This window comes from Maccoyibacter intestinihominis (genome assembly GCF_040096355.1).
In the GTDB taxonomy this organism is placed as follows: domain Bacteria; phylum Bacillota; class Clostridia; order Lachnospirales; family Lachnospiraceae; genus Maccoyibacter; species Maccoyibacter intestinihominis.
Window position 1 is genome coordinate 1 of the sequence record NZ_JBBMEX010000016.1, and the last position, 25633, is coordinate 25633.

At 36.4% G+C, this 25633-nt stretch carries 24 protein-coding genes and 3 pseudogenes; 2 read left to right on the forward strand and 25 right to left on the reverse strand.

Going from position 1 to position 25633, the window contains the following annotated elements; translation table 11 throughout:
• From WMO43_RS12915 to WMO43_RS12930, 4 genes are all read right to left on the reverse strand, one after another.
• Nucleotides 1-530, reverse strand: a 530-nt coding sequence (locus WMO43_RS12915; protein WP_353531458.1) for a hypothetical protein, incomplete at its 3' end; no start/stop codon positions are given.
• A 95-nt stretch (nt 531-625) separates the two neighbouring features.
• A complete protein-coding gene (locus WMO43_RS12920; RefSeq protein WP_353531459.1) occupies nt 626-1882 on the reverse strand; it encodes a sensor histidine kinase in 1257 nt (418 codons plus the stop codon).
• 1 nt (nt 1883) lies between these two features.
• Entirely contained in the window at nt 1884-2591 is a 708-nt protein-coding gene (locus WMO43_RS12925; RefSeq protein WP_353531460.1) for a LytR/AlgR family response regulator transcription factor, read from the reverse strand.
• Nucleotides 2592-2985: 394 nt separating this feature from the next.
• A complete protein-coding gene (locus WMO43_RS12930; protein ID WP_151198930.1) occupies nt 2986-3504 on the reverse strand; it encodes a nitroreductase family protein in 519 nt (172 codons plus the stop codon).
• Nucleotides 3505-3665: 161 nt separating this feature from the next.
• Between WMO43_RS12930 and WMO43_RS12935 the strand changes: the two genes are divergently transcribed.
• Complete coding sequence (locus WMO43_RS12935; RefSeq protein ID WP_109258667.1) at nt 3666-4016, forward strand: winged helix-turn-helix transcriptional regulator; 351 nt, start codon at nt 3666-3668, stop codon at nt 4014-4016.
• A gap of 19 nt (nt 4017-4035) precedes the next feature.
• On the opposite strand, the gene WMO43_RS12940 is transcribed toward WMO43_RS12935, so the two are convergent.
• The 10 genes and pseudogenes from WMO43_RS12940 to ltrA all read right to left on the reverse strand — a co-directional run bounded on the left by WMO43_RS12940 (nt 4036) and on the right by ltrA (nt 14719).
• Nucleotides 4036-5430: a site-specific integrase gene (locus WMO43_RS12940; RefSeq protein ID WP_178775403.1), complete on the reverse strand. Its 1395-nt coding sequence runs from the start codon at nt 5428-5430 to the stop codon at nt 4036-4038.
• A 350-nt stretch (nt 5431-5780) separates the two neighbouring features.
• A pseudogene (locus tag WMO43_RS14215) lies at nt 5781-6071 on the reverse strand (IS4 family transposase); the annotation flags it as partial.
• A gap of 66 nt (nt 6072-6137) precedes the next feature.
• Nucleotides 6138-6614, reverse strand: a pseudogene (locus WMO43_RS12945) (IS66 family transposase); the annotation flags it as partial.
• A 71-nt stretch (nt 6615-6685) separates the two neighbouring features.
• Nucleotides 6686-8662, reverse strand: coding sequence for a Z1 domain-containing protein (locus WMO43_RS12950; protein WP_353531461.1), 1977 nt, complete (start codon nt 8660-8662; stop codon nt 6686-6688).
• On the reverse strand, nt 8659-9717 hold the full coding sequence (locus WMO43_RS12955) for a restriction endonuclease PLD domain-containing protein (RefSeq protein WP_353531462.1): 1059 nt from the start codon (nt 9715-9717) through the stop codon (nt 8659-8661). Before WMO43_RS12955 ends, WMO43_RS12950 begins: the two co-directional genes overlap by 4 nt.
• Before the next feature lie 13 nt (nt 9718-9730).
• Entirely contained in the window at nt 9731-10840 is a 1110-nt protein-coding gene (locus WMO43_RS12960; protein WP_353531463.1) for a DNA cytosine methyltransferase, read from the reverse strand.
• Complete coding sequence (locus WMO43_RS12965; RefSeq protein ID WP_353531464.1) at nt 10824-11078, reverse strand: helix-turn-helix domain-containing protein; 255 nt, start codon at nt 11076-11078, stop codon at nt 10824-10826. Before WMO43_RS12965 ends, WMO43_RS12960 begins: the two co-directional genes overlap by 17 nt.
• Nucleotides 11079-11258: 180 nt before the next feature.
• Nucleotides 11259-11711, reverse strand: a pseudogene (locus WMO43_RS12970) (ParB/RepB/Spo0J family partition protein); the annotation flags it as partial.
• A 717-nt stretch (nt 11712-12428) separates the two neighbouring features.
• A complete protein-coding gene (locus WMO43_RS12975) occupies nt 12429-13529 on the reverse strand; it encodes a Fic family protein (RefSeq protein ID WP_353531466.1) in 1101 nt (366 codons plus the stop codon).
• 92 nt (nt 13530-13621) lie between these two features.
• The gene (ltrA, locus tag WMO43_RS12980) at nt 13622-14719 is read right to left on the reverse strand and encodes a group II intron reverse transcriptase/maturase (protein ID WP_434784189.1); all 1098 of its coding nucleotides are present in this window, start codon (nt 14717-14719) and stop codon (nt 13622-13624) included.
• A 32-nt stretch (nt 14720-14751) separates the two neighbouring features.
• On the opposite strand from ltrA, the gene WMO43_RS12985 reads away from it, so the two are divergent.
• Entirely contained in the window at nt 14752-15003 is a 252-nt protein-coding gene (locus WMO43_RS12985) for an ImmA/IrrE family metallo-endopeptidase (protein ID WP_353531467.1), read from the forward strand.
• Between the two features lie 57 nt (nt 15004-15060).
• Here the strand turns inward: WMO43_RS12985 and WMO43_RS12990 are convergent, their stop codons facing one another.
• From WMO43_RS12990 to WMO43_RS13040, 11 genes are all read right to left on the reverse strand, one after another.
• Nucleotides 15061-16422 carry an MATE family efflux transporter gene (locus WMO43_RS12990; RefSeq protein ID WP_353531468.1) on the reverse strand — a complete coding sequence of 454 codons (1362 nt, stop codon included), beginning with the start codon at nt 16420-16422 and terminating at the stop codon, nt 15061-15063.
• Between the two features lie 50 nt (nt 16423-16472).
• Nucleotides 16473-17045 carry a CDP-alcohol phosphatidyltransferase family protein gene (locus tag WMO43_RS12995; RefSeq protein WP_353531469.1) on the reverse strand — a complete coding sequence of 191 codons (573 nt, stop codon included), beginning with the start codon at nt 17043-17045 and terminating at the stop codon, nt 16473-16475.
• Complete coding sequence (locus WMO43_RS13000; RefSeq protein ID WP_353531470.1) at nt 17035-18099, reverse strand: FUSC family protein; 1065 nt, start codon at nt 18097-18099, stop codon at nt 17035-17037. Before WMO43_RS13000 ends, WMO43_RS12995 begins: the two co-directional genes overlap by 11 nt.
• Nucleotides 18100-18122: 23 nt before the next feature.
• Nucleotides 18123-19169 carry a HAMP domain-containing sensor histidine kinase gene (locus WMO43_RS13005; protein WP_353531471.1) on the reverse strand — a complete coding sequence of 349 codons (1047 nt, stop codon included), beginning with the start codon at nt 19167-19169 and terminating at the stop codon, nt 18123-18125.
• Nucleotides 19169-19879, reverse strand: a complete 711-nt coding sequence (locus tag WMO43_RS13010; protein WP_005347237.1) for a response regulator transcription factor — start codon at nt 19877-19879, stop codon at nt 19169-19171. The genes WMO43_RS13005 and WMO43_RS13010 overlap by 1 nt, the downstream gene beginning before the upstream one ends.
• Nucleotides 19858-21291: a phospholipase D family protein gene (locus tag WMO43_RS13015; RefSeq protein ID WP_353531472.1), complete on the reverse strand. Its 1434-nt coding sequence runs from the start codon at nt 21289-21291 to the stop codon at nt 19858-19860. The genes WMO43_RS13010 and WMO43_RS13015 overlap by 22 nt, the downstream gene beginning before the upstream one ends.
• Before the next feature lie 197 nt (nt 21292-21488).
• Complete coding sequence (gene cls, locus WMO43_RS13020) at nt 21489-23048, reverse strand: cardiolipin synthase (RefSeq protein ID WP_353531473.1); 1560 nt, start codon at nt 23046-23048, stop codon at nt 21489-21491.
• Nucleotides 23049-23084: 36 nt separating this feature from the next.
• Nucleotides 23085-23765 (reverse strand): GTP pyrophosphokinase, encoded by a 681-nt coding sequence (locus tag WMO43_RS13025; RefSeq protein WP_353531474.1) that lies wholly within the window; start codon nt 23763-23765, stop codon nt 23085-23087.
• A 37-nt stretch (nt 23766-23802) separates the two neighbouring features.
• On the reverse strand, nt 23803-24780 hold the full coding sequence (gene bsh, locus WMO43_RS13030) for a choloylglycine hydrolase (RefSeq protein ID WP_005347230.1): 978 nt from the start codon (nt 24778-24780) through the stop codon (nt 23803-23805).
• A gap of 135 nt (nt 24781-24915) precedes the next feature.
• Nucleotides 24916-25320: a hypothetical protein gene (locus WMO43_RS13035; protein WP_353531475.1), complete on the reverse strand. Its 405-nt coding sequence runs from the start codon at nt 25318-25320 to the stop codon at nt 24916-24918.
• 7 nt (nt 25321-25327) lie between these two features.
• Entirely contained in the window at nt 25328-25624 is a 297-nt protein-coding gene (locus tag WMO43_RS13040; RefSeq protein WP_353531476.1) for a hypothetical protein, read from the reverse strand.
• Nucleotides 25625-25633 lie beyond the last annotated feature (9 nt).

A 25633-nucleotide genomic window follows, 5' to 3' on the forward strand; every position in this document is an offset into this window, starting at 1 on the left:
TTTTCTATTCTGCGCTCCCAAAAACTATTTTTTGACTTATCATTAAAAATCTTCCCACCATTCCCATTGTTATAACCAGCACTCCACATCTCAGCATGACATTCTTCTTTTGATGCTCCATAATATATTGTAGAAAACGCTCCTCCGCATATACCGGACCATTTATCTGGTTGTGACCAACCCACTTGCAAATCATTTAATACCCATGCTTCATACTCTGGATCATTCTTCATTGCTTCAAAACCCGCCTCTGAAATTGTAACAGATATTGACTCGCCTGCTCTTGTGGGGTGCATTGGAATTTGAGATATTTTATTGTAAATGTACTGCTTGTATTCCACCATCGTCATATCTTTAGCAGACACAGAACCTATTTTTGAATTGCCCACTATACTTCCACTAGCTTCGCTCTTTTCTCTTACACTATCCGCAAACCTTGTATCTTCCTTCTCCTGATCTTTAGCCGCATTTTTCTGTTGGTACTGATTGTAAGCCCGTGTCATATAGTTCACATTAATTGTATTACTCATAGTAACCTCCTTTGCTTTCTTTATCGGATAAAATAACCTGTTCTCCTAGTCCCATATCATCAAACGACCATATTACGCATACAAAGACCATCTCTTTACAAGATGACCACTGCCTTAAATTCATTTTCATCGCAGGAAAGCACCATATCACCGCCATATTTATCCACAACTGCTTTTACATTTAACAATCCAATGCCGTGATGATCCCCTCTTTTGCTCTTTATTGTGTCATTTTCAATTTCCACCTTTTCTGTCACCGGATTTCTCACCGCAAATATCAGTTTATGATCTTCGCACTCTAATTTCAGATGAATGACCGCTTTTCCGGTATTTTTCAGTACTTTTTCACTCTCCCGGATTGCATTATCCAGTAAATTGGAGAGCAGGATCACGATCTCTTCCTCCTCCAGACAGATCTCCTGCAGATCCCCTACTTTTAGGATCACTGCTATGTGTTTCTCCTGCATGCTGCGGTACTTCTGATTTAAAACAGCATTGACCACCGGATGGTTCGTGTTGATTGCCGACATCTCGACAGCTATGCTCTCTGTCAGCTTCTGCGTAAATGAAAGTGCCTCATCTGTGTATCCATTCTTTATCAATGTCTGGATTGTGGAAAGCTGATTTTTATAATCGTGCATTTTTCTTCGCTGACGCTCATAGATTTCTTCCCGGTCCTGATAATCTGCAATACGATTTTTCTGATTTTGTTCCGTAAGTACCGCAATTTTTATTCTCTCTTCTTTTTCAATGGTATTCTGCATGAACTCCATAAGGATAAGGTTAATCGCAACCAGTCCCACCGAAAGAAATAAAAATACATTCTGCATGTCATCGTTTTCTGAATAAAACATAAGAATGAAACCGACCACCGTAAATACAGGAACACAGAAAAACTGAAACCACTCTTTTCCTGTAATCAGACCGTAGCTTTTTCTTGTCTTGCTAAATCTTCTGATAAACAACATCAGAATGATAAAAGCCGTCTTTGATATCAGTGCCTGTAAAAACCATTTTTCTTGGATTGAACCTCCTCTTCCCAGCAAAACAGTCACATAATCAATCAATACAAGCATTGTATAGTTGATGATTGAAAATAAAAAACTCTGCCGGAAGGAAACTTCATAATAAGCCAGATTCAGGAAAGACATAACCAGTATAATCGGGATACATTTTAACATTCCGATCCATGCCCCTGTGACTGTTGCCAGATAAAGCGCTCCGCAATAAACAAAAAATCTGTATCTGTTCCTATACCTGCCATCTCTTTTTTCCATAAAAGTATCAAAAAAGTATAGCGTTCCTTTTACTTCCAGCATTTCCGCAATAAATGCCAATACCCAGAATGTCATGTTATTCTTCTCCCTTATACAGCATATATTCCCTCTTCACCTGTGCATATCGTGCCTTGGGAACCGGAATCTTTTTTCCCGTGGTAAGTGTCATCACATAACCGCTGATTTTTGTGATGTACCTCATATTTACAAGAAAACTTAGATGTGCCCGCACGAATCCCATATCCTTGAATTCATTTTCCAGTTCATCCAGTTTTTTATAAATCTGAAATGTCCCTTTTTCTGTATAAAATACATTTTTGTGAAGCTCTGTTTCTATATAAATGATGTCATCTGCATAAAGTTTTATCGTTCCTTCCACAAAACGAAATTCGAGAATCCTACGGTTTTTATTAATTTCTGCTATCAAATCATCCATACATTCTTCTATAGTATCTGCAAGGTTATCTTTCAGCAGAAAACGGCTTGCTTTCACCTTATATCCATCCAGTGCGTAATTCATGTATGCCGTCACCAGCACAACCGGAAGTTTTGGATATTTTTCTTTGATCCTCATAGCTGTTTTCAGCCCATCCATCCCCTGCATATTGATGTCCAGAAATAATAGCTGACACGCTTCCAAAGCCGATTGTTCTTCGCATAACTGTTCTCCAGAATCATATTCTGTAATAGCAAACTCATAATTCTTTTTTTCACCACAGTCTGACAGCAAATCTGATAGATTTTTTCTGTCATCTATCCTGTCATCACAAATAATAATGTTCATATTTTTCATTCCTGTCTTTGATTGCTCTCATACCTGTAAACCATACAAGTCTCACCTAGCACTCTTTATTATATCAAACAAATCTTCCACTCGATCATTCTCCGCATCAAATGACTATTTTCCGCATAGAACGACTATCTCCTATAGAAACGCAGAAGCACTGTATCTCAAACTCTTTGAAATACAATGCTTCCCTGCATTTTCTATATCGTCATGTTGATATTATTACTTTACTATCCTGCACACTCTCTGGGAGTGACTGTATCTATCAAAAAAGAAGCCAGCAGTTTATTCACACACTACTGACTTCCTATATTATTCATTTTATTTACTTCGCTGCGTCTCAGACAAGTTTTCCATCTTTAAACACAATCTCTTTTATTTCTTAATATGCTTAAAAAGTTTCGTAACAAACAAGGCTTTCAAGCGCTTTTCTATCCTTTGAATGTCTGTCTGGTGATGCCTTTTCTGTGTCAGCATATCCCAACGCAATAATTGCTATTGGTTCAAGGTTACTTGGAATATTAAACTCATTTCTGATAATCTCAGGATCAAAATATGTAAGCCAACAAGAACTAAGTCCTAAATCCTCTGCTTCTAATACTATATGATCCGCAACTATTGTTGCATCAACACTTACCATATCCTTTTTATCAAACGGACGCACAAAAACATCTGAATGATCCCCACATACAATGATAGCCAACGGGGCGCCATGATAATTTACTCCTTTAGACAATTTTTCTTTTGCTTCTTGGCTACTAATTACTAACAGTCTCTGCGACTGAGCATTTGCTGCTGTTGGAGCAATTCTGGCAGCCTCCAGAATTTTGTCCAATTTTTCCTTTTCAATCTCATCAGTTTTATACTTTCTTACAGAACATCTCTGTTTTGCTAAAGATAAAAACTCCATAAAAATATTCCTCACTTTCATTTTTAATACATTTTTGTTGTGCCTGCTCAACAAGTACGCTATAATGCTATCACAGTATTTCTTTTTTACAAGTATGCACTTTTAAGTGCCATACTACCCAAAATGATACTATGGATTCAAATTTCAGGAGGTCGTATATAATGAAACCATGTCAATCTTTCCAATGTCCAGTAGAAGCAACCCTTCAGCTTATAGGTGGTAAATATAAGTCACTTATCCTATGGCATCTCATTGGAAAAACACTTAGATTTAATGAATTAGGAAAGCTCATTAAATCTGCAACTCCCAAAATGCTTACCCAGCAACTTAGAGAATTAGAAAATGACGGATTAATCAACAGGGTCGTTTATCCTGTAGTTCCTCCCAAAACCGAATACTCATTAACACCTTTTGGTGAAAGCATCATTCCTGTTTTGGAAGCTATGTGTAATTGGGGAAATTCCTACTTAGAAGGAACTGCTACATGTGTCAATTCTTGTTCTTCTATATAAATATCGTCTTTCTACCTAATTATACCTTCATTGTCTTTGCCAATGATGTAAGTAGCGCAGCCATCTCCGGATTTCCCAACACTTTCATCAACAACTCTGCATCCACTCCATCCGGCACCGTAATCGTACTGTTTCCTTCATCCTGCGCTTTCATCTGCGGATTGAGATTTTCCTTATTATAAAAGGCATTCTCCATAAGCTCCGCATTCTTCCTTCGGTCTTCATCAAGGATATGACCATACACTTCCGTTACCATATCTGCCTGAGCATGGCCGGAATCTCCCTGGACTGCTTTAATATCTCCTCCACTGAGTTTCAACTTGTAGGTGACACTGGTATGACGCAAACTGTGAAACACTACATCAGGCAGTCCCAGTTCATCTATGATGTCCTGCATCTTCGTCCTCAGATAGCTGTCCCCTATAGGAAGTCCGAAAGTTGTAGCCATAACCAGATTATAATTCTGATACTCATTTCCCAGTGCTTCAATGATTTCTTCCTGATCCTTTTTCAGATCGATCAGACATTGTGCCACAGATTTCGGAATGAACACTTTTCGCTTGCTGCTATCCGTCTTTGGTGATTTTAACACCCGGACTGTTTTATTATTTTTCTTCTGGCTTGGAAATATCATGATAATTTCTTTTGAATTGAGTGCTTCTATTGCATCCTTTGATACTCTCTCTACCTGTTTATTGATGATGACATAGGCTTTGTTATCTGCAATCGCCTCTTCCGAAATATCCATATCATCCCAGGTCAGTCCCAGAAGTTCACCGATACGAAGTGTTGCCGTAAATGCAAGATGAAATGCTATTTTGAGCATTTTGTTATCACAGGCTTCCAATGCCTGCATAAGCATCTCTGCTGTCCAGATCTCACGCTCCTGCTTCTTTGCTTTTGGAACGGTTGCATCCACAGCCGGGTTCTTTTCCATCATATCCCACTTTACCGCCTGGCGGAAACAGCTCCTTAATACCTTATGTATCTCATTTACTGTACTTTCCGTGATTGTTCCTGTACCATCCGGATTCTTTGTACTCTTTACCGCCGGCATTTTAAGAAGATCCTTATAATACTTCTCCATAAAATGTGTATTGATGCTTGCAAGCTTGGTATCTCCGATTGTGGGAAGAATGTAATTATTTATCAGAGCCACATTACCAGAGTAAGTGGAAACACCCCACTTGTCATGTCCATATATCTGCACATATTCTTCAATCAGTTCTTTCAATGTTGCACACTTTTGAACCTCAAATTTTCCGATAGACTGCTTGTACTCAATTTCTTTTTTCCGTTTATCTGCTTCTTTCTGCGTAGCAAATGTTTCAGATGTTGTATGTTCTTCTCCATTCTCATCCAGGATTTTATATACCACAGAGTATGTCTTTCCCCGGTGCCTGATAAATGCCATGTTATATCACTCCTTCCCTGTGCTCATTCAACCAGTTCAGGAACTGCTGTCTGTGAACCCTCAGAACCTTTCCGGCTCCGACACACTGGAATTCTCCTGACTGCATGACTAATAGTGACAAACGCGATACTTATCAAAAACTAATATTTGCATTTTAGAAAAAGTTCCCACAAAAATCATCATCTATATTAACCTCGGTTATTTCACTTTTTTATAGACGAAATAACCGAGGCTATTATTATGTTTCCAGATTAATTTTTCTATTAAAACTCAAACTTCGCACATAAATTTTAGCTATGCACCTTGAAAATTCAATACCTGGCAGATATTCAGTTGTCAATGTTCAGTCCTTAAGCGGTTTGGAGTTGCGTTTTCAACAATGCAGGAAGCGCATTCATAAATGCATCCACCAATTCAGAGATTTTTTCATCTGATAGCTCGGTGCTTTCCGTAAGCATGGATCTGAACATTTGGAGCAGCATTTGGAAAGCCTGTATCCATGTGATATCAGACATTTCGTCAGAAAAGTATAAAAATAGCTTCCCAAGTGACCGGTTATCATTGGATTCACGGCTTTCCAGTGACAACATCATATATCGGGTAAAGACAACTGCGGTATGTGCAGTCATTGCATCATAGGCCGTAAGTACGTAATCATCTGTACCTTGCCTTTTTAAAAAACATGCCGCCCATCAGGGCGACACGTTTTATTTCTTCTTTTTGGTTCGAAATCCTTCCGGTAATTCATTTGACCATGGCAAAAGCCGATTTAGATCATCCGGATTTAGAAAAGGTCCCATTTTACGAAGCTCGTCTAATACATAGGAAAGATATACATACGGCTTCAGACCATTCAGCAGGGCTGTTTCTGCGATACTATAAACAACAGCACTGGCATCTGCACCACGGATACTCTTGGCAAACAGCCAATTCCGGCGGCCTACTGCAAAATTTTTGATTGCACGCTCCGCACTATTATTATCAATGCTCAGATGCCCATCATCCAAGTACCTGCGAAGATAGTTTTCCTGATTCAGCGTATATAAAATGGCATCACCAATAAGGGAAGATCTGTCTACAGAATCTTCCATCGAATGCAGCCATTCAAACAGGGCTTCCACTACTGGACGCGACTGCTTCTGGCGTTCCTGATACCGTTCTTCCGGTGTCTTATCTTTGATCAGTTATTATTGAATTTTCAAGGTGCATAGGCACTTATTCAAGTGCGAAGTTTGAGTTAAAACCTATAAATAGCTTACTTGTTATTGTGGTCATACGGAATAGTGGATTCTGCAACCTTTGCGGTATTTACCAGTATATCGTAGCACAATTTATTATCTTGCTCTGGAATATCGTTACCACTATAATAAACTCTATTTCCTGGTAGTTTAATATTAGGAATCCAAATTTTTTGACCATCCCACCCTTTATTTCCCGTAACTTTATAGAGAGTTAGTACAACCTCATCATCATATTGATCCCCCAATTTTCTGTCATTCGGTGATAACAATGTTCCTGTTCCTTTTGAAATATCTCGATCTCTTCTAACAATTATTTTACCTTGTTCCGAAGAATTCTCTGCCAACATGGAGTTTATAAAACCCTTAAACACTTTTGCATTCCAATCTGTTGTTTCTGAGTCTACTAAATCTAGTACTTTCGAAATCAACTTTAGGCTTACGGTATATACCTCATCAGCAAATGCTGCTAATATTTCATCTATTGCAACAATATCTTTATTAACTGGATAAAATGGAAAATAATTTACTCCTCCCGAATATATACCAACCGCCTTTTTATCAATCACATTTTTTCTTGTTGGATTTAACCCTGTTGAATAAAATATCTTTATATCGTTTCCATTATTCGATTTTTCTATTTGGCTTATTATAATATTATTAGTCCTATTTATATCTGAAAACAACTTGAATAATTTAGGTGGCATAAATACTCGCATAAGTTCCGAATCTCTATCATATCCAAACATTCTCGCATGCTGCCACATAGTATCTGCTTGTGGACTTTTGGCAACTCTGCAATAATAAATAGTCTGTAGCTGAGGAAAGGTCACTCCTCGTCCAAGGCTATTTCCTCCCACTAGAATATTAATGCCACTTTCATACTGCGCATTTTCTTCATATGAAGAAAACGAATTTAACACTAGTATACTAATTTTATCGTTTTTCATTTGATCAATTATATACTTATATGCTTTACTAAAATCAATCATATCATGTTTTGTTAATTTTAATCCGTCATATATTGATTTAAAATAGCCTCGCGTTACTTCTTCATCATATGAATATATAATTTCATTCAAATATTCTCCTATTTTTTCAGCAAACCCTGTATGTTGATCCGTCTTCATACTTGGATGAATTAGAAAATTGCATACACTTCCCCCACTTAGCATAATGTGCGCAGATGTTAATAAATGTGTCACTAATGCTGTTTTTAATCCATTTTCTGGAAATTCTTCGTCATTTAATATATCAGTTGCCTCATCATTATCAGTTAGCACTATATATGGTGGCACCTCTGGAGGGAAAAAAAAGTTTCCTCCTAAATATCCTTTACCCGGTCTAAAGTAATAAATAAAATATGGTTTCCAACCACTTCTTATAGTCTGTAATAGAATTGATTGAGGTGTTCCAGTTACTTCCATATAGATACTACTGGTTGTTGTTTTTTTAATTTCCTCAAGATTCTTGTTAATCGTACTTTGAGCATTTTTATTCACTTTCGTATTTAAACTTGCTGCATCTGCCTCATCATCAATAATAAATAAAGGATTTCCTGCAACAAAATTTGTAGAAGAAAGATTATTTTTCCATTGTTTTAAAATTCGTCCGTTCTTTTTCAAAACAATTACTGCTGGTTTTCTCATATTGTTTTGAACAAATTTTAAATAATCATTTTCATCACATATACAGAAATCACATAAATCAGCTTCTGCTCTCTTGAACGTCTGTTGTTGCAATAATATATTATCTGTTGTAAGCAAAATAAAATTCACAAATCCCTCATCAGCCGCTGCGCACATAAGTCCAAACATATGACTTGTTTTTCCGCTCTGCACATCTCCTACCAATAAACTTACAACATGCTCTCGAAACGAAAAGTTAGAAATGTACTGCGGTACAACATCTGATACTGTCTTAGATATCGCATCTGCTAACGTTAAATTTCCTTTTCTTTTTATTCGTTCTAGATAATTTTCTAAATATCTCATCTTACTACCCCAAAATCAAGATACCAAATACCCGGTCTAATTGTTTTTGTTAAAGTAAACGTATCTCTGCCATATAGTTCTAAAGTTTCTTTAGTAACAGGATCTCCAACTTTCAAAACACCCGCATTCTCTAATCGTCCTTTTAACCATTTTCCTAAAATCTTCAAATCGCCTTCTGATCTGAAATTTTTACTATAATCGCCACTTACTTTACATTTAAATGACCATCCATCATCTGTAATCACATCGAAAATAGCATCATCCGTTTTTGCCTTTGGATATCCATTTTGTTCCGTAATATTTTTTGGAACAATAAGTTCAACCTCATACCAATGACGTGGTTTTACCAATCCATTTTTTGCTTCTCTGCCTTTTCCGAAAAAAGCATTAAGATTACTTTGTGGGGATACCTCATAAGGCTTTATGGGGATATCAAATGAAATATTCGTTCGCTGTAACATTACCTCAGCAACTTCATGTGGATCTACTCTTTTTACAAATTCATGTCCTTCTAATAGCGGATTTACCTCACGAAAATTATCTATATGTAAATCTCGGATATTTCCTGTAGACGTTTGTACAAGTTCCCTAATGAAATTATTAATTTGACATGCCATATTTTTATCGTCTAAAAAAACAGCACTTTCATATACCCTCGTTCCACCTTCAACTATACTGCTCAAATTGTTTGAACCTATAATTCCTGCAAAAGCACCTTGCTCATCGCTGTATGAATATAATTTTCCATGATATCTAAATGGTGTTACCAATCTCACCTCACCACATTTATTTTCTGTCAAAAAATCATTTAACTTTAATGCAGCATTATATTCAACTTTTGTAAAACGTTCTAAATAATGCATTCCAATAGTTAAATTCAACGCTTTTAATGTGTTTAGCTCAACTATTCTTTGTAGTTCCATCAATGAATCTGATGTTATATATCCGACCGCAATATCCAATTCCGTTGATTTCGGAACCATGCTATAAAACATATCTGAAAATGTACGACATTTTGTTTTCATAGGTGGGTAATTAGACAATAATAATTCCATAGTTATTTCCTCCCTAATTCATCTGAGAAGTTACATACTCTAATCTTTCTTTAACCGTCATTTTTTTCATTTTTTCATACTCAGGAATTAAATCAACTGGCTCATATTCCCCTGTAAATAACGGAAGTAATCTCTTTGCAACCAGTCTTACTCCTTCTGGTGGAACAGCATTTCCAATTTGTCGTCTAACTTCTGTAACACTTCCCTCAAATAAAAAATCATCTGGAAATGATTGTAGCCGAGCCCTCTCTCTGTTGGTCAATGGTCTCGGTTCTGGATAATGATATCCCCAAGTTCCACCACCGCCAGCAGCAATAATTGTTTTTGCCGGTTCATCTAACTTAAGTCTTCTATAAACATGACTAATCATTCCCTTTACATGATAAGGACTGTCTTCTGGTATATCCCTAAAATTTCCACCTTCTGGAATCATTTCCAGCATTTTTTTTGTTTTCTCTTTTATATTAATTAATTCATTATTATAAGAAACATCTTTAACCCCAACCAATGCTTCTCCAGCTGTAACATATGGTAATTTACCATTTGGTCCATGTGTCGGTAACGGATGATTAAAATTAAATCCAGTGTCTATTCTTACGCCAACAAATAATATTCGTTCTCTAAATTGTGGAACTCCATATTCTGCAAAGTTATATAGATGTGGTTTTACTACATATCCTGGAGCAATACTCTCAAAATCTTTTATTATTGTCTCTATTGCTTTTCCTTTATTAGCAGTTATTAAGCCTTTAACATTTTCTGCAACAAACGCTTTAGGGTTTTTTGCATCCACAAATTCTGCAAAATGTCTAAAAAGACCTCCTCTGGTTCCATTTAATCCAGGCTGCTTCCAGATTATAGAAAAATCTTGACATGGAAAACCTCCAAGAACAATATCGCATTTTGGAATAGTTTTATCCGTATATGGATTAATCTTTGTTATATCTTTAAGATGAATAACTTTTCCAAAATTTTTTTCAAAAGATTTTACAGCCCATTCCGCAAAATCATTTGCCCAGATAGTTTCATATCCTTCCAAGTGAAATCCTAGATCAAGCCCTCCACATCCAGAAAAAATTGAAACTACTTGAGGTGAATAACCTTTCTCATCTGTATTGCCCATTGTCGTCCTCCAAATTTGTTTTACCTTTCAGTTCTTTCTTTTCAAAAGTTAAAAGTGTTCCTACCTCACATCCAAATAGCTCACATAATTTAGTAATTGTTTCATAATCTATTCTCGATGCACGATCGTTATATAAACTACTTATTGTACCTCTTGATAATCCAGTCATTTTATGTACGTCTTGAATAGAATATCTTCTGGATCCCATTAAAGTAGATAAATTACATCTAAGCTTCATCCTCTTAAAATCCTCCTAGATTCAAAACAGCATTTCCTATTTTTAATAAAAGTATATCATCTGCTCTTCTTTATGTAAACAACATCCTGTTCATTTCAAGCATTAAATAATGTATTTTGTTCATAATAGCATATAATTTAATCTACTTTTTCAGACTAGATTATCTATATATTTTTTTAAGCTAATGAGCTCAATGCTTTTCTTTCCCAAATTATGGTCTACCTGACCACATTTTCTTCTTCCTGCCTTCCTTTTGATTGCTTCATACTTCATTTTGTAAGCAAATGCTTTTTCGCTTGGACTAATCATTTCCCGTTGTAAATTTGAATCAACCATAGATACAACCGCTTCATCATCTTTTAATACGCGAATGATCACAGGTACCTTACGATAACCAATCTTTTCAGCTGCAAATTTTCTTCTGTGGCCTGAAATGATCTCATAAGTTCCATCCTGCCTAGGTCTGACTATCAGAGGATTTAATATTCCATACTTCTTAATACTCTCCTGCAATTCAATCATCTGACTGTTCGCCTGAACCTTGAATGGGTGGTTTACAAATCCCCGAAGTCTTTCCAGCTCAATCTCTACAACTCTTTCATCCTGATCCAGCAATTCCTTCTTTTCTTCCATAGGCAACTTCCTTTCCCTGAACGCAAAAAAGCCCGTCCAGAATAGATTGTTTTTATCTAATCTGAACGGACTCTTCCGACAGGCCTGATATCACAGGCAAGAATATAGTGTTTTGTCTCACTGCTTTTCCTAATTTTACACCCCAAAACTCATCCTACACTGTAGTTAATCCCTTTGGGTGACAGACCGAAAAATATGAATCGGTGACAAGCATCCATCCCCGCTGACAAAATCAGTATTTTCAGCCTTGTTTCGCTGACAAATTTGTCACTGAAATTACAATTCTGCATGAAAAAAGCGGCAATGAAACTATCTTCATTACCGCTAAAAATGAGCGTCTCCTATAGGAATCGAACCTACAATAGAGTCTTAGGAGAGCTCCAACCTATTGTCACTCTCTGTCAATCTGAGGTAAGGTAAACCCATATGGGACACTATATAAAACTGTTTCCGATTCAATTTGAGTTATTCTGAATACCCCCTCTGTAAAGCTCTGAAAGTTAGCTGATTGTTTGCTCCAGCTAATAATCGGGGAATGCCTTGATATTACCATCGACATCTGTTATATGACCACCATGCTTCGTACGTTCGATCATGGTAAACAGTATTCAATTAAACTTCCTATCGTAAGTACAAGATATTTTCTTGTCTACAATTAATATACCGCATACGAGACGGTTTGTCCATGCGTTTTTGACTGGCAAATTTTATATTTTATTACGATATTTTTTTCAAAATCTTTTTCGCATTTGTCTTTGAAAAATCACTTAACCGATAAGATCGGACTCTTGTCTTTACAATGATTGGAATTAACAAACCATTATTTACTAGCTTTGCACATCGATTAATAATCGTTTTGTTGGTTACACCTAGCATTTTGCTGACTTCAATTGGTGTAAACTCATATAATCGCTTTTTTAACAGAAATGCTAAGAATTCCTTTTCTTTTGTATTTAAATAAGATAGACTTCCATCTAATTCATCGTTTTCGGATGTTTTTGATAATTCATATACCTTTTTAGAATACAATTCCATCATTCTCAAGAAATAATTGATCCAAATTTCCGGATGAGGAGGATTTTCTCTTCCTGAATAATATAATGCCGGTAACCCCATTTGCAGTGATGCATAATACTCATCTGGATCATAAGCAAAATATTCTTCCAGAGAACCTATTCCATTAAAACCATATCCATAATAATCAAGAATATATCCTGACATTAATCTGGCGGTTCTTCCATTTCCATCTTCAAAAGGATGAATAGTAACCAATTGATAATGAACTACAGCAGCAATAATCAGCGGATGATCATCTGTAGTATTTACATATTCAACAAGTTCATCCAACAAGTCTGGAATATCAATATACTCTGGTGGAATATATTCCGCTGCGCCTGTTTCGGAATCATATACTGCAAATAACATTCCAGGCGGCATAGGGCCTCTTAAGCCTATCTTTTCTTTTGACGCACCTTTTTCAACCATTGCCTGCACTTCTAAAATCATTTCTTTTGAAAAAGCTTCTTTCTTTTTCAGTTTTTCTTCTAAAAAATTTAAAGCCAAAAAGTAATTACGAACTTCCTGTTCTGGCTTTAAAAAATGTTTGTGAGGATCACTATCAATAGCCTCATTTGCCTGTTTTTCAGTTAATGGATTTCCTTCAATCTTATTAGAAGCATAGGAACTTTTTTTCTTAGAGTTTTTTCTAAGTCTGTTTTTTATAACAGGTGGCATTTCTATCGTACTAAGAGAAAAACGCTTTTCGTCTATTTTCGATATTTTTTTTAAAATTTCATTTGTTAACGTAACCTTAATCACATGATCCACCTCCATTTCATCCATATATTATATCGTTTTATGAATTGTTTTTCCACTAAAATTACACTATTTTTTCACTATTTTTCATTACTTCATCGTCTTCGCCAGTGAATTGAGCAATGCCCGCATCTCTGGATTAGCCAACACTTTTGCCAAAAGTTCCGGATCGACTTCATCAGCAACAGGTGCATTATTATTTTCCTGCTGTACATGCATCTGTGGATCCAGATTTTTTTTCTCATAAAATGCTTCTTCAAAAAGCTCTGCATTTTTCCTTCGGTCATCATCCAGAATATGAGAGTACAGTAGAAAGTAAATCCCAGAAAGTCAAATGTTTCCGGTTTATGTTCCCCTTTTGCCCTGCAATTCTGCTCTGCAAATCTTCCAAATTCAATCAGTCTGCTTTTACTACTCTCAAGTTCCAGACCAAACTTTTCCATTCGTTCTTTTAACTCTTTATAGTATCTTTCAGCTTCTGACTTATATTGAAATCCTGCAACAAAATCATCCGCAAAGTTGACAAGAAAACACTCTCCCTGCATTTCCTTCTTCACTACATGTTTGAACCACAGCGTCAGCACATGATGCATGTATATATTCGCAAGCATCGGACTCATTACGGAGCCTTGTGCCGAACCTTCCTCTGTTGGTTCAAATTTACCTTGTTCCATTATTCCTGCTTTAAGATATTTACGTATCAGCCACAGTAAGTTCTTATCCTGTATGTTCCATTCGAGAAACTTCATCATCCACTCATGGTCGATATGGTCAAAGAACCCTTTGATGTCAGCATCTACAATATAGCTGATTTTCCCATAACTTATCCGTTGATATACCTCTTTTATCGCTTCGTGACAACCTCTGTTCGGTCTGAATCCATACATACAGTTTAGGAATCTTGGCTCATAAATAGCACCCAATATTTTCTTCACTGCCATTTGTACAATCTTATCCTCATAAGAAGCTATCCCTAATGGTCTTTTCTTTCCATTTGCTTTGGGAATGTATACCCTCAGCGATGGAAGTGGCTTAAAGGATTTGTTTTTCAGCCTTTGTACTAAATCCTTGATATTTCTGTCAAGGTTCTTCCCATACTCATCTTTGGTTACCTTGTCGATTCCGACTGCTTTGCTCCCATCTAATTCCTTATGACATTGCTTTAGCATATCTTCATTTATCAAGTGGTACACTGATGTAAATATAGGATGTTTTGATATTGCCTATGCAAGATGATACACTCTATAACATGACAGATAACACTGAATACCAGGCCAATCTATTCGCTGCCGATCTTCTGATTAATGATGAGGAGATCAAAGATATTGTTCAGAACGAAGACCTGGATTATTTCGGACTCTGCAGTTCTCTGAATGCAACTCCGGAACTCATGAGCTTTAAACTATACAGCCTAACAAAACGAGGCCAGGCTTATCATATGCCAATGGAGATACAGAGTAATTTCCTGGCAAAATAAATACACAAAGATCCTGTTCTTTATAGCATAGTTTGAACAGGATCTTTTTATAATGCTTTATTTTCTATCTAAAATTTTATTAAACCGACTAAAGAACGTTGAAGTTGTTATTATCGCTGCCAAAATATCACTGATTGGCTCAGCCAAAAATACCGCAAATACTTTATTCTGGATAAAATGCGGTAGGATAAAAATCAACGGAATCAACAGAATCAATTTTCTTAAGCAGGCAAGTAATAAACTAACTTTTGCTTGGCCCAATGCCATGAAACTCTGCTGACAAGCAACTTGGAATCCAAGAGAAAAAATACCTGCCATGTAAATTCTTAACGCCCATGCCGTATACGTGATTAATTCTGTATTATTTGAAAAAATACCTGCAAACATCTTCGGAAATAGAAGCATAATCAACCAGAAGCATCCCGTAAAAATTGTACAAACTGTAAATTGAGTAAAAAATGCTTTTTTTACTCGATTTCTATTTCCTGCACCATAGTTATAGCTCATGATTGGCTGTCCACCCTGACAAATTCCCTGTAATGGTAATGTTGCAAGCTGGCTAACACTGGTAATAATTGTCATAGCCCCTACTGCGAGATCTCCGCCATATCTTGACAAACTGGAAGTAAAACTGATAGACAAAATACTTTCCGTAGATAACATGACAAATGTAGATATACCAAGAGCAAGGCATGGTAAGATGATTTCTTTTTGCAGTTTAAAGTTTTCTTTTTTAAGATGCAGAATCGTCTTCTTTCCTGACAAGAAACGAAGGATCCATATTGCCCCTACAGCCTGACTCAAAACAGTTGCGAGTGCAGCTCCCTTTACTCCAAGATGAAATACGAAGATAAAAATCGGATCAAGAATGATATTGATTACAGCACCAATCACTGTTGTCATCATGTTGATCTTCGCAAATCCCTGTGTCGTAATAAATGGATTCATTCCCATCACGATCAAAACAAAAATACTTCCAAGAATATAAATCCTTGAATAATCCACGCCATAAGGAAGTGTCTTATCGCTAGCACCAAACATCGTCAGTAACTGTGGCGCAAAAGTAAAGAATATCACCGTCAAAGCTGCGGCCATAAGCATGAGGATTGCAAAACAATTTCCAAGAATCTTTTCAGCTGTCTTATTATCTTTCTTTCCCATAGAAATCGCTGCACGCGGTGCACCTCCGGATCCTGCCAGCATGGCGAAGGCATTGATCAGCATGAGAATTGGCGTAAACAATCCAACACCTGTTAATGCTGCGGCACCGACACCTGGAATATGTCCGATATAAATACGGTCAACAATATTATATAAAAGGTTGATGATTTGAGCCACAACAGCCGGTATTGCAAGCTGGGCCAAAAGACGTGGTATTTTTTCTGTTTCCATAGCTTGTGCGTTTGACTTACTGTTCATGTCTGTGTTCTCCTAAATATTATCTAGTCATCTCAATATAATCAAATTGCTTATGCAGTCTCTCCCCTAAGTGTTCTGGTATTCTTGATAATGTACAAAACAACTGATACAACCATCATTATAGCACACAAACCAATTAACAGATCTGACACCATTGGTGTAATGTGGAACCATATAATATGCACAGCCACAGTTCCATATAATAAAAAGGTTACTATTTTTCCATGCCAGTCTGCACCATGCACTTTTCCTGTTTTTCGTATCACAAGGCATCCACTAATCGCCATATAAAGTTCCTTAACTGCCATTATAACGATCAACGGGAGCATATGTGGAAAGCGAGTAAACGAGCAAATCAACATTGCTGCCTGTGTCAGCTTATCGGCAACCGGATCGAGAATCTTTCCTAGATTGCTAATCATATGAAATCTTCTTGCAATATATCCATCAGCGAGATCCGTAAGACCGGATAGCAATAAGATTTCTCCTGCTAACAAAGGATTTTCCTTTACACAATAACTCCATATAATTACTGGAATCAGACAAAACCGAAAAAAAGAAAGTAAATTGGGTACTGTAATAATTCTATTCAAATTTTCTTTCTGACTTCCTTCACTCTGCATGTACAGTCACATCACTTTCCTTTTGTTTTGACATAAACCAATAAAATACAGCACAAAATGCCAATGCAAATACAACACCAAAAACATTCTGAATCACTCTAAGACTAACTGCTCCTTTTAATCCATAACTTTCCGCAGCAATTGCGAGAGCGCCAAAGGTATTAAATACAGCCTGCCAGCCGTATTGCGCTGAAAATCCTACACCAATTCCACCAAGAATTCCTATATAAGCATAGATGGATGATGGAAGCAGAAAATATAATACGGTGAAGCATATAACACCTACAATATTTCCGACAATCCTTTTACGGACTCTGTATTGCATGTCTTCCACAAACGGCAAAATTGCTGACATAGCTGCAATACCTGCCCACATTGCACGTGGCATATTGCAAAGTTCTGCAATGCAAAGGACAATTGGTACACATATAATCTGGCATAACTGCCATTTTGTTCTCGATGAAGTGATATCAAATTCCTGGATTAGATCTTTCAAATTTCTTTTAAAAGTTCTATTTTTATGATTTCGATAAAATACAAAACAGGTAAGAACTGCGCCTAAAGCCATTCCGACTAATCGCATCTGATAGCTTTTTCCCGTAACATCATAACCATATAGCAGTAGATACCCAAGAACCAATGTAGATTGGTTAAACATGAATGGATTATGACATCCAAAAAATATCAACACTGCCAGTGCAGCAATATTTAACAGCATTCCCAGTACCGGTGAAAGCTGATTTGCAAGATGCGGACATACGACCATTATTACAAAGAACATAGCCAAAAGCATCGTAGATTGTCCAGTGTGGATTCCCAAATCCGCATTTCGAAATACCATAAGACATAATAAAACTACCACACCAACAATACTGTTTTCATTTCCAAACAGGATGCTGAAAACAGTAACAAATAAAAAACAAAAAACCATTGTAACAGCTATCTTAATCAGATATACCAGTATATGATACATTTTTTCTTTCGTGGTTTCACTCTTTTTCAACAGGTTTTTCGATCCTGCCTGATTTAACTGTAATTCCTGATAAAATGTCATATAAATCCTCCCATCTTCTACTTTTATATTATATTCTCATTTGTCTGTATCGGAAGTTCTACAACAAATCTACATCCGCCATATTCCCGGTTTTCTGCTTTGATCGTTCCTCCCGCACTATCTACAATCCGCTTTACAAGTGCAAGACCAAGACCGTTTCCTTCTGCCTTATGAGAACCATCTACCTGATAAAACTTGTCGAATATTCTAGTCTTTACATCTTCCTCGATTCCTGGTCCTTCATCCTCCACAATGAACTTCACAGAATTCTTTTCCTGTTTCAGAAACATCGTAATTGTTCCCTTTGCCGGACTAAACTTGATTGCATTATCTAAAAGATTCATCCAGATATGCATAAGAAGTCCTTCATTTCCAGTATATTTGACTTCCTCCAATTCTACCTGGAAGCCAATTTCTTTTTCTGTCCATTTTGATTCCAAAGAAAGAAATGCCTGACGAATCTGTTCATCCAGTCGATATTTCGTTTTTTTCATTGGTATATTCTGATTCTCCAATTTAGACAACAACAAAATATTTCCAACCAACCCAGAAAGCCTCTTCGTGTTAAATAAGATTTTTTCTACATATCCCTCTTGCTCCTGCGATAATTCTTCTCCCTGAAGAAGCATTGTATAACCTTCAATGGCATTGATAGGGGTCTTAAACTCATGAGAAACATTAGATACGAAATCCATCTGCAGCACTTCTGTTGCACGAAGCTCTTTTGTCATCACGTTGAAACTTTGGTAGGATTCACCAACCTCTGCTATACGACTGTTCGTTTCCAAATGCTGTTCAAAATCTCCTTGAGAAACTTCCTTCATTGCTTTACTGAGTCTGGTAATTGGCTCCAGTAACTTTGCATTAATAAAAGAAGTAATGAGCCCTGCGATCAGTGTATTAAAAATCAAAAGCCAGCCAAGCACAGGTATACTCCCCGGTAGCTTAAAGAAATGATTTAAAAATGCAAATAATAAAGCAGATATCACTGTTGAAAATACGAGAGACAGCCAGATTGCACCAGTCAGACAGGATCGGATCCGCAATCCTTTTTCTTTCTTTTGTTCCATTATTTTTTCACCACCTTGTATCCAATTCCACGCATTGTTACGATTTCAAAATCAGGGTTATCTTTCAAACGCTCTCTGATTCTTCCTATATGTACCTCTATCGTATGTGGGTCTGCCTCCGTCTCGTATCCCCATACTTCATCCATCAACTGTTGTTTTGTAAATGTTCTGCCTGGCGAAGCTGCAAGCTTATATAAAAGCAGGAATTCTTTTTTAGGCAAAACAAGACTTTCCTTATCAGTTGTAACCGTCATTGCATCATAATCAAACTCTGTTGAACCGATCACAATTTTGTGTTCATTCAGTATCTGTGCACGGCGAAGCAGTGCTCCGACTCTTAAAACCATTTCATTCACATTTACCGGTTTTACCATATAATCGTCACTTCCCGAAAGAAATCCCTGGCGCATATCATCAAAGGAACCTTTCGCAGTGATCATAAGCACTGGTATCTGATATCCTGCTGAACGAAGTTCTGACACCAGTTCATAGCCATCCATAACCGGCATCATAATATCAGAAATGATCAGATCAATATATTCCTTATCCAATACTTCTAATGCCTGTGCTCCATCCGATGCACTTTTGACCTGATATCCATTCTTCTCAAGCACTTTTTGGAATAGCTGGCTTAATTCTTTATCATCTTCTACAATCAATATTTGAAACACGTTTTCCTTCCTCCTTATTAAAACAGATACCTTGCCCATCCAAGCAGATGCTGTACCAAAAATATTTTTCTCTGACGTTTCTTTGTTAATTCGATTGGCTCTACATGATATGGATCACGATAGGTTCCATCTTCCAATACCTGGCGGGACACTCTTTCATATTCCATCATGCCCTCTTCCAACTGTTTATTAATATCTTTACTGCGAATTACAAGCATCAGTTCCGTATCCAGATATGCACTTCTCATGTCCATATTAAAGGAACCGATTACAGACAGATCATCGTCAATCAGAATACTTTTTCCGTGGTATGAATAACCGCCTTCATATTCCCAGATATTAATTCCTGTACTTAAGATTCTATTTCTGTTTTTCGCATAATCGGCAGCCCCAAATGGATTCCCATTATTCGCAACTGAATTTGTCATGATAGAAAAATCTGAAATGTTCTCTGCAATCTCCTCCCATGTATTATACATCATATCATTACAGATAATATATGGCGTGTGGATCTTCACACGATTTTTTGCATTTTTCATCAATTCTCCCAACTGATACCACACTACTGGTTCTTTGGAACCTGTGTGAATAGGATTTGACACTAATGCAATCTTTTCTGTCTCAAAAGTTTCGTCCGTGTAATCGGTATCGCAGATTCTTTCCTTATTCTCTTCAAAATATTTCTGATAGCCGTTCTGCAGCTCTAAAACTGCGTTCTTTACAGATTTTCTATTTGCCAGTTTTTTATTGTCATGAAAATAACCACTGTCTTCTTGTTCCCATATCGTTTCAAAATACTCTAACAACTGGTTAACTGAATTTTCTTTCTCAGGTTCATCGCAAACCACTAACACGTCTCTGTCATAGTTCTTATGTCCCGGAAAATCACCCAGGAAATAATTGTATGTATTTCTTCCTCCAAGAATATATCTCTTTCCATCTGCAATCAAATATTTATCATGCATTCTACCCATCATCTTCCATGGTTTCAACGGATTGGCCTTATTATATAGTTTAATTTCAACATTCTCATGGGAAGATAATCCATAGAAATACGGATTTCCTTCCATATCAATCCAGCTCTCCATTCCATCTACTAACAGACGAATATGTACACCTCTGTCTGCCGCATCATGCAGTGCTCCTAAAATCAATTTTCCACTTTCATCGGATTGAAATGCAAAAGTAGAAAGAATAATTTCCTTTTTTGCATTCTTGATCAAACGCACTCTTTGTAAAAGCGCTTCTGGATTCTTTTCTATGATTACTGCCCGTTCTGTATTTTCACTGCATTCGTTCCATAACCCATTTTTTGTTTCTTTTTTGGTTGTATTGGACACTTCCGGCTGCTTTTTATATGCAACGCAGATTCCGAGCAATTCATAAAAAGCCACACATAAAAAAATTGCCAGTATAACAAGAAGGATTTTACATATTTTATACTTTTTCATTGTACATCACCTGATTTCTTTTTATTTCATACTTATACAATACAAAGTCAATCTCAATTTAACCTCAACAAGGTTTGTTTTTTCATCCATGCAAAATCTTCTTTGTACAACAGACTGTTAGATATAGCAAAAACGGCCTTTCAAAAACAGTTAACTTCTAAATCAACTGTTTTTTGAAAGGTCGTTTCATCAGATTCTTATAGCAATCCAGCAAATAATCTCATAAATAATTGTCCTAGTCGCAAATATGCACTTCGTCCGGTTTGATATTGGTCTGTCACATCACGACATTCTCCCATCGTTCTTATCAGATCATTCTTTATTTCCACAACTGCCTGACAATCTGCCATAAAACAGCCGTTTTCAAAATGGTGATATAAACTTCGATAATCCAGATTAATTGTTCCACAAGTTGCCATACAGTCATCTGCCACACTCATTTTTGCATGACAGAAACCAGGAGTCCACTCATAAACACGAACACCATGTTTAACTAATCCATGATAAAAAGAACGCGTTATATTATAAATGAATTTTTTATCAGGGATACCAGGTGTGATAATTCTTACGTCTACCCCTCGCTTAGCAGCCAGACATAACGCATGCGTCATTTCATCTGTTATGATTAGATATGGAGTCATAAACCAACAATATTTTTCAGCTTTATTTATCATACTGATATAAACTTCTTCTCCTACCTGCTCATTATCCATAGGGCTGTCTGCATAAGGTTGAACAAACCCAGTTTGCTGTGCCGCATAATCATAGTGGAAAAGGTATTTACTAAAATCAGGATCATTAGCATCCTTAGCACTTACTGCATTCCACATTTCCAAAAATGTCACCGTAAGCGACTGAACAGCATCTCCTTCTAAACGAATACCTGTATCTTTCCACTGTCCATACGGGTGTGTGTAATTAAAATATTCGTTTGCTAGATTATATCCACCTGTAAATCCGACTTTTCCATCAATAACTGTTATTTTTCTATGATCACGATTGTTCAAAAACAGATTTAAACCTGGCATAAACGGATTGAATACACGACAATGAATTCCTATTGCCTCCATCTTTTTCACAAAATCTGTGTTAATAAAGCCTATAGAACCCATATCATCGTAGAATACTCTAACTTCCACACCTGCTTTTACTCGCTCTTCCAGAACATCTTGAATCTTATGCCATGCTTCAGCGTCTTCTATCGCATGATATTCCATAAAGATAAACTTCTGTGCTTTCTCCAAATCCTTAAGCTGTGCCTCTAATCCTTTCACTGCTTCATCAAAATACACAATATCCGTATTCTGATAGATTGGATACTGCGAATTTCTTTGTATGTAACTTGCTATATTTCCTGCTTTCGGAATTGTTTCTTTTATTCTGCTTAAACACTCCTGATTATCGGAAAGCATTGGTAACAATTTGCTATCAATTTCTGCATATCGCTCACGCATTTTATGTGTGCCACCATTCAAACCAATCAATAAATATAGGCCTACACCCATAATTGGGAAAATTAAAATTAATATAACCCAAGGCATTTTCATGGAAGATGTCTTATCTGATGCATACAATCTCAAAACTAAAATTCCACTTAAAATCCTTGTAAATAGATTTATGATTTCTGCATATTCATTTAAGCATGTTACAATAGTAATAATAAAAACTACTTCTAGAAGAATGCAGATTATGGAAAAACACAATCGTTTTACTCCGTTTTTTGTTTTCGCTTTTCCTTCTAAAGTATCTTGTTTCATATATATTCCAACCTTTCTACTCAATCAAATTTCTGCTTAAATTTCGTGGAACATACCAATTTTGTCTTTTATTCTCTGCATTTCATTATCTGCTTCAATGACAACTCTTGCAGAATGAAGTAATTCTTCACTGATCTCTTCATATCCAGGCATTTCTTCAATGCCTTTTTTATAACCAAGCTGATGTTCCAACGTTGCCCAGAAATCCATACCATTGGTTCGAATCTGTAATTCTACACGCATAGGTGTTTTACCCTTAGCAAAAAATACTGGTATTTCAACAATCATATGATAGCTTCGATAACCATTCGATTTTGGATTTTTTATATAATCTTTTATTTCAATAACTTTAATATCATCCTGTTGGGTAATCAAATCTGATATCATATAAATATCGTCAATAAACGCACAAACTATTCTAACGCCTGCTACATCATTGAGATATGTCTGTATATTTTCTGTTGTAAATTCATATCCCATCTTCTGCAGTTTATCGTAAATACTATTGGGCTGCTTAATTCTTGTTTTTATAAAAGAAATAGGATTTCGATTGTTCTCAACTGAAAATTCATCATCCAAAACCTCAAGTTTAGTTTGTATCTCCCGAATAGCACAACGATACATCATCATTAAATTATAAAATTTTGTAGCATTATTTAAAAACTGTAGTGATTCCGGACTGTTCATCCTGAGTTTTTTTACTTCATCTTTTGTCATGGAACTTTCCTTTCTACCCATCCCTGATTTCAAAACATTATTTATTTTGATAGTTGATTCGTTCTCCTTGAATTACTGGATAACAAATCATTTTATCACTATCCAGATTTTCTACATGCATATCTACTGCACTGATCTGATGGTTTTCATAAGTATTGTAATAATAAATACCTTTTGTAACATTACAACACGACGTATACAATGTGATTTCATATTTTCCATCCGCTACTTCGCAACATCCTCGTTGCTGATCCACAGATCCGAGAATGTGGAAGAATTGGCTAACGCTTTCTTCCTCTGATTCACCTGAAATTGCATTTACCTTTGTAAAAGCTACACGTACAAAGCGTGAGGAAGATGAGAGATCTCCCGGAAGACCTAATCCTCCCATACCTCTACTATATGCATCAAGAGCCAAATTTTCGCAGAAAGTATTTCTGGGCTGTTTAGGAGATAAATACATATAATTATTTAGTTGAAACATCTGCTGTGGAAATGGCGGATTATTCGTAAGCACTCCTACTGGATTGTCATAAATATGCAAACCATCTGACATAGATTCTACCGTAATTGACTCATTCTCATCAGAAATGATCCAGTGTAATTGTGCTAATGGTAATTGCTCGCTGAAAGGAGTATTAACAATATTAATTCGTTCAAGAAGCTCGCGAACTTCAACTAAAGAAGAACACTGACTTAAAATCCACGGAATAAATTCAAACTGTGCAATATTTTCCACATCTGGCTTAATCGCGGCATAAACAGCATTTCCGACAAAATTCAGTCCTGCCATTGCCACTCCTTTTTCATTCATAGCATCATAATACAAAGGATAATCTTCTGCAACATGAGCCATTCCAATAATTGCATAATGATTTTTCATATCGCCAACATGGCGAAAATTAAACGCATAATTACGTGGTGTAATTACTATCTGATCACCATAAGAGAATTCATAATCGAGGGTTCGTCCAAAGTAAAAATCTTTTGTTTTATAAGTTGCTGCTGTACACATGATCGTTTATCCTCCTAAATAGATTGAAATATGTCAATGAGTTTTTTTCTTGAACAATATTATAGCACAATTCTTTTATTTTGTTCCAACTTCATACATGATCATAACATGTAAACTTTAAACTATTTTCCTAGATTATTTCTCCATCAGTTTTTCAAACCAGGTATCCATAGCTAGGATGAATTGACCTACGTCTGGCAATTCTTGCAGCATTTCGTTTAGGGTTTTGTGCTTCACATATTTCTGCACATACACCCAACAGGCAACGCTACTGGCTTCTGATACAATGTCAGCTATGGTTTGGCGCATAAGCTCTTCAAATTCAGCAATTTCTTCTTTCGGAACAACATCATACAGTGTTGGTGCCTGATGACTTATTTTTGCTCCATTTTCATTTGCATCTTTAAGCAGATTCTTAACTTTTTCTCTTGAATCCTCCGGTACTTTCATGTATTCCCACATAAATGCTACCACATCGTCTGGTGTGTCTTTTTTAAGTGGTGGTAGCTGAATATAATCATTGTTTTCGCTCATTTTCATATCCTCCTCACGATATAATAAAATCAATAATACAGTCTCTTGTCATGTCCAGTACAGTATCTACGAACACTCCTGCAAACAGGATCAGATATAGAATAACACTCAGCGCAAACAGGAATGCAACCTGTACCCAGTCATGGTAACAGTATGCAGTTGCTATAATCAACAAAGTGAATATAAATCCAAGGATTCCTCTGACAACCGCATAAGTCTGTACTGTCATCTTCACTGCCAGGCCGATCACAAAAAGGATCAGCCATACCGGCAGTAATAATATCTTCCCAGCAAGTTTTAAAATAAACATGTGCACCTC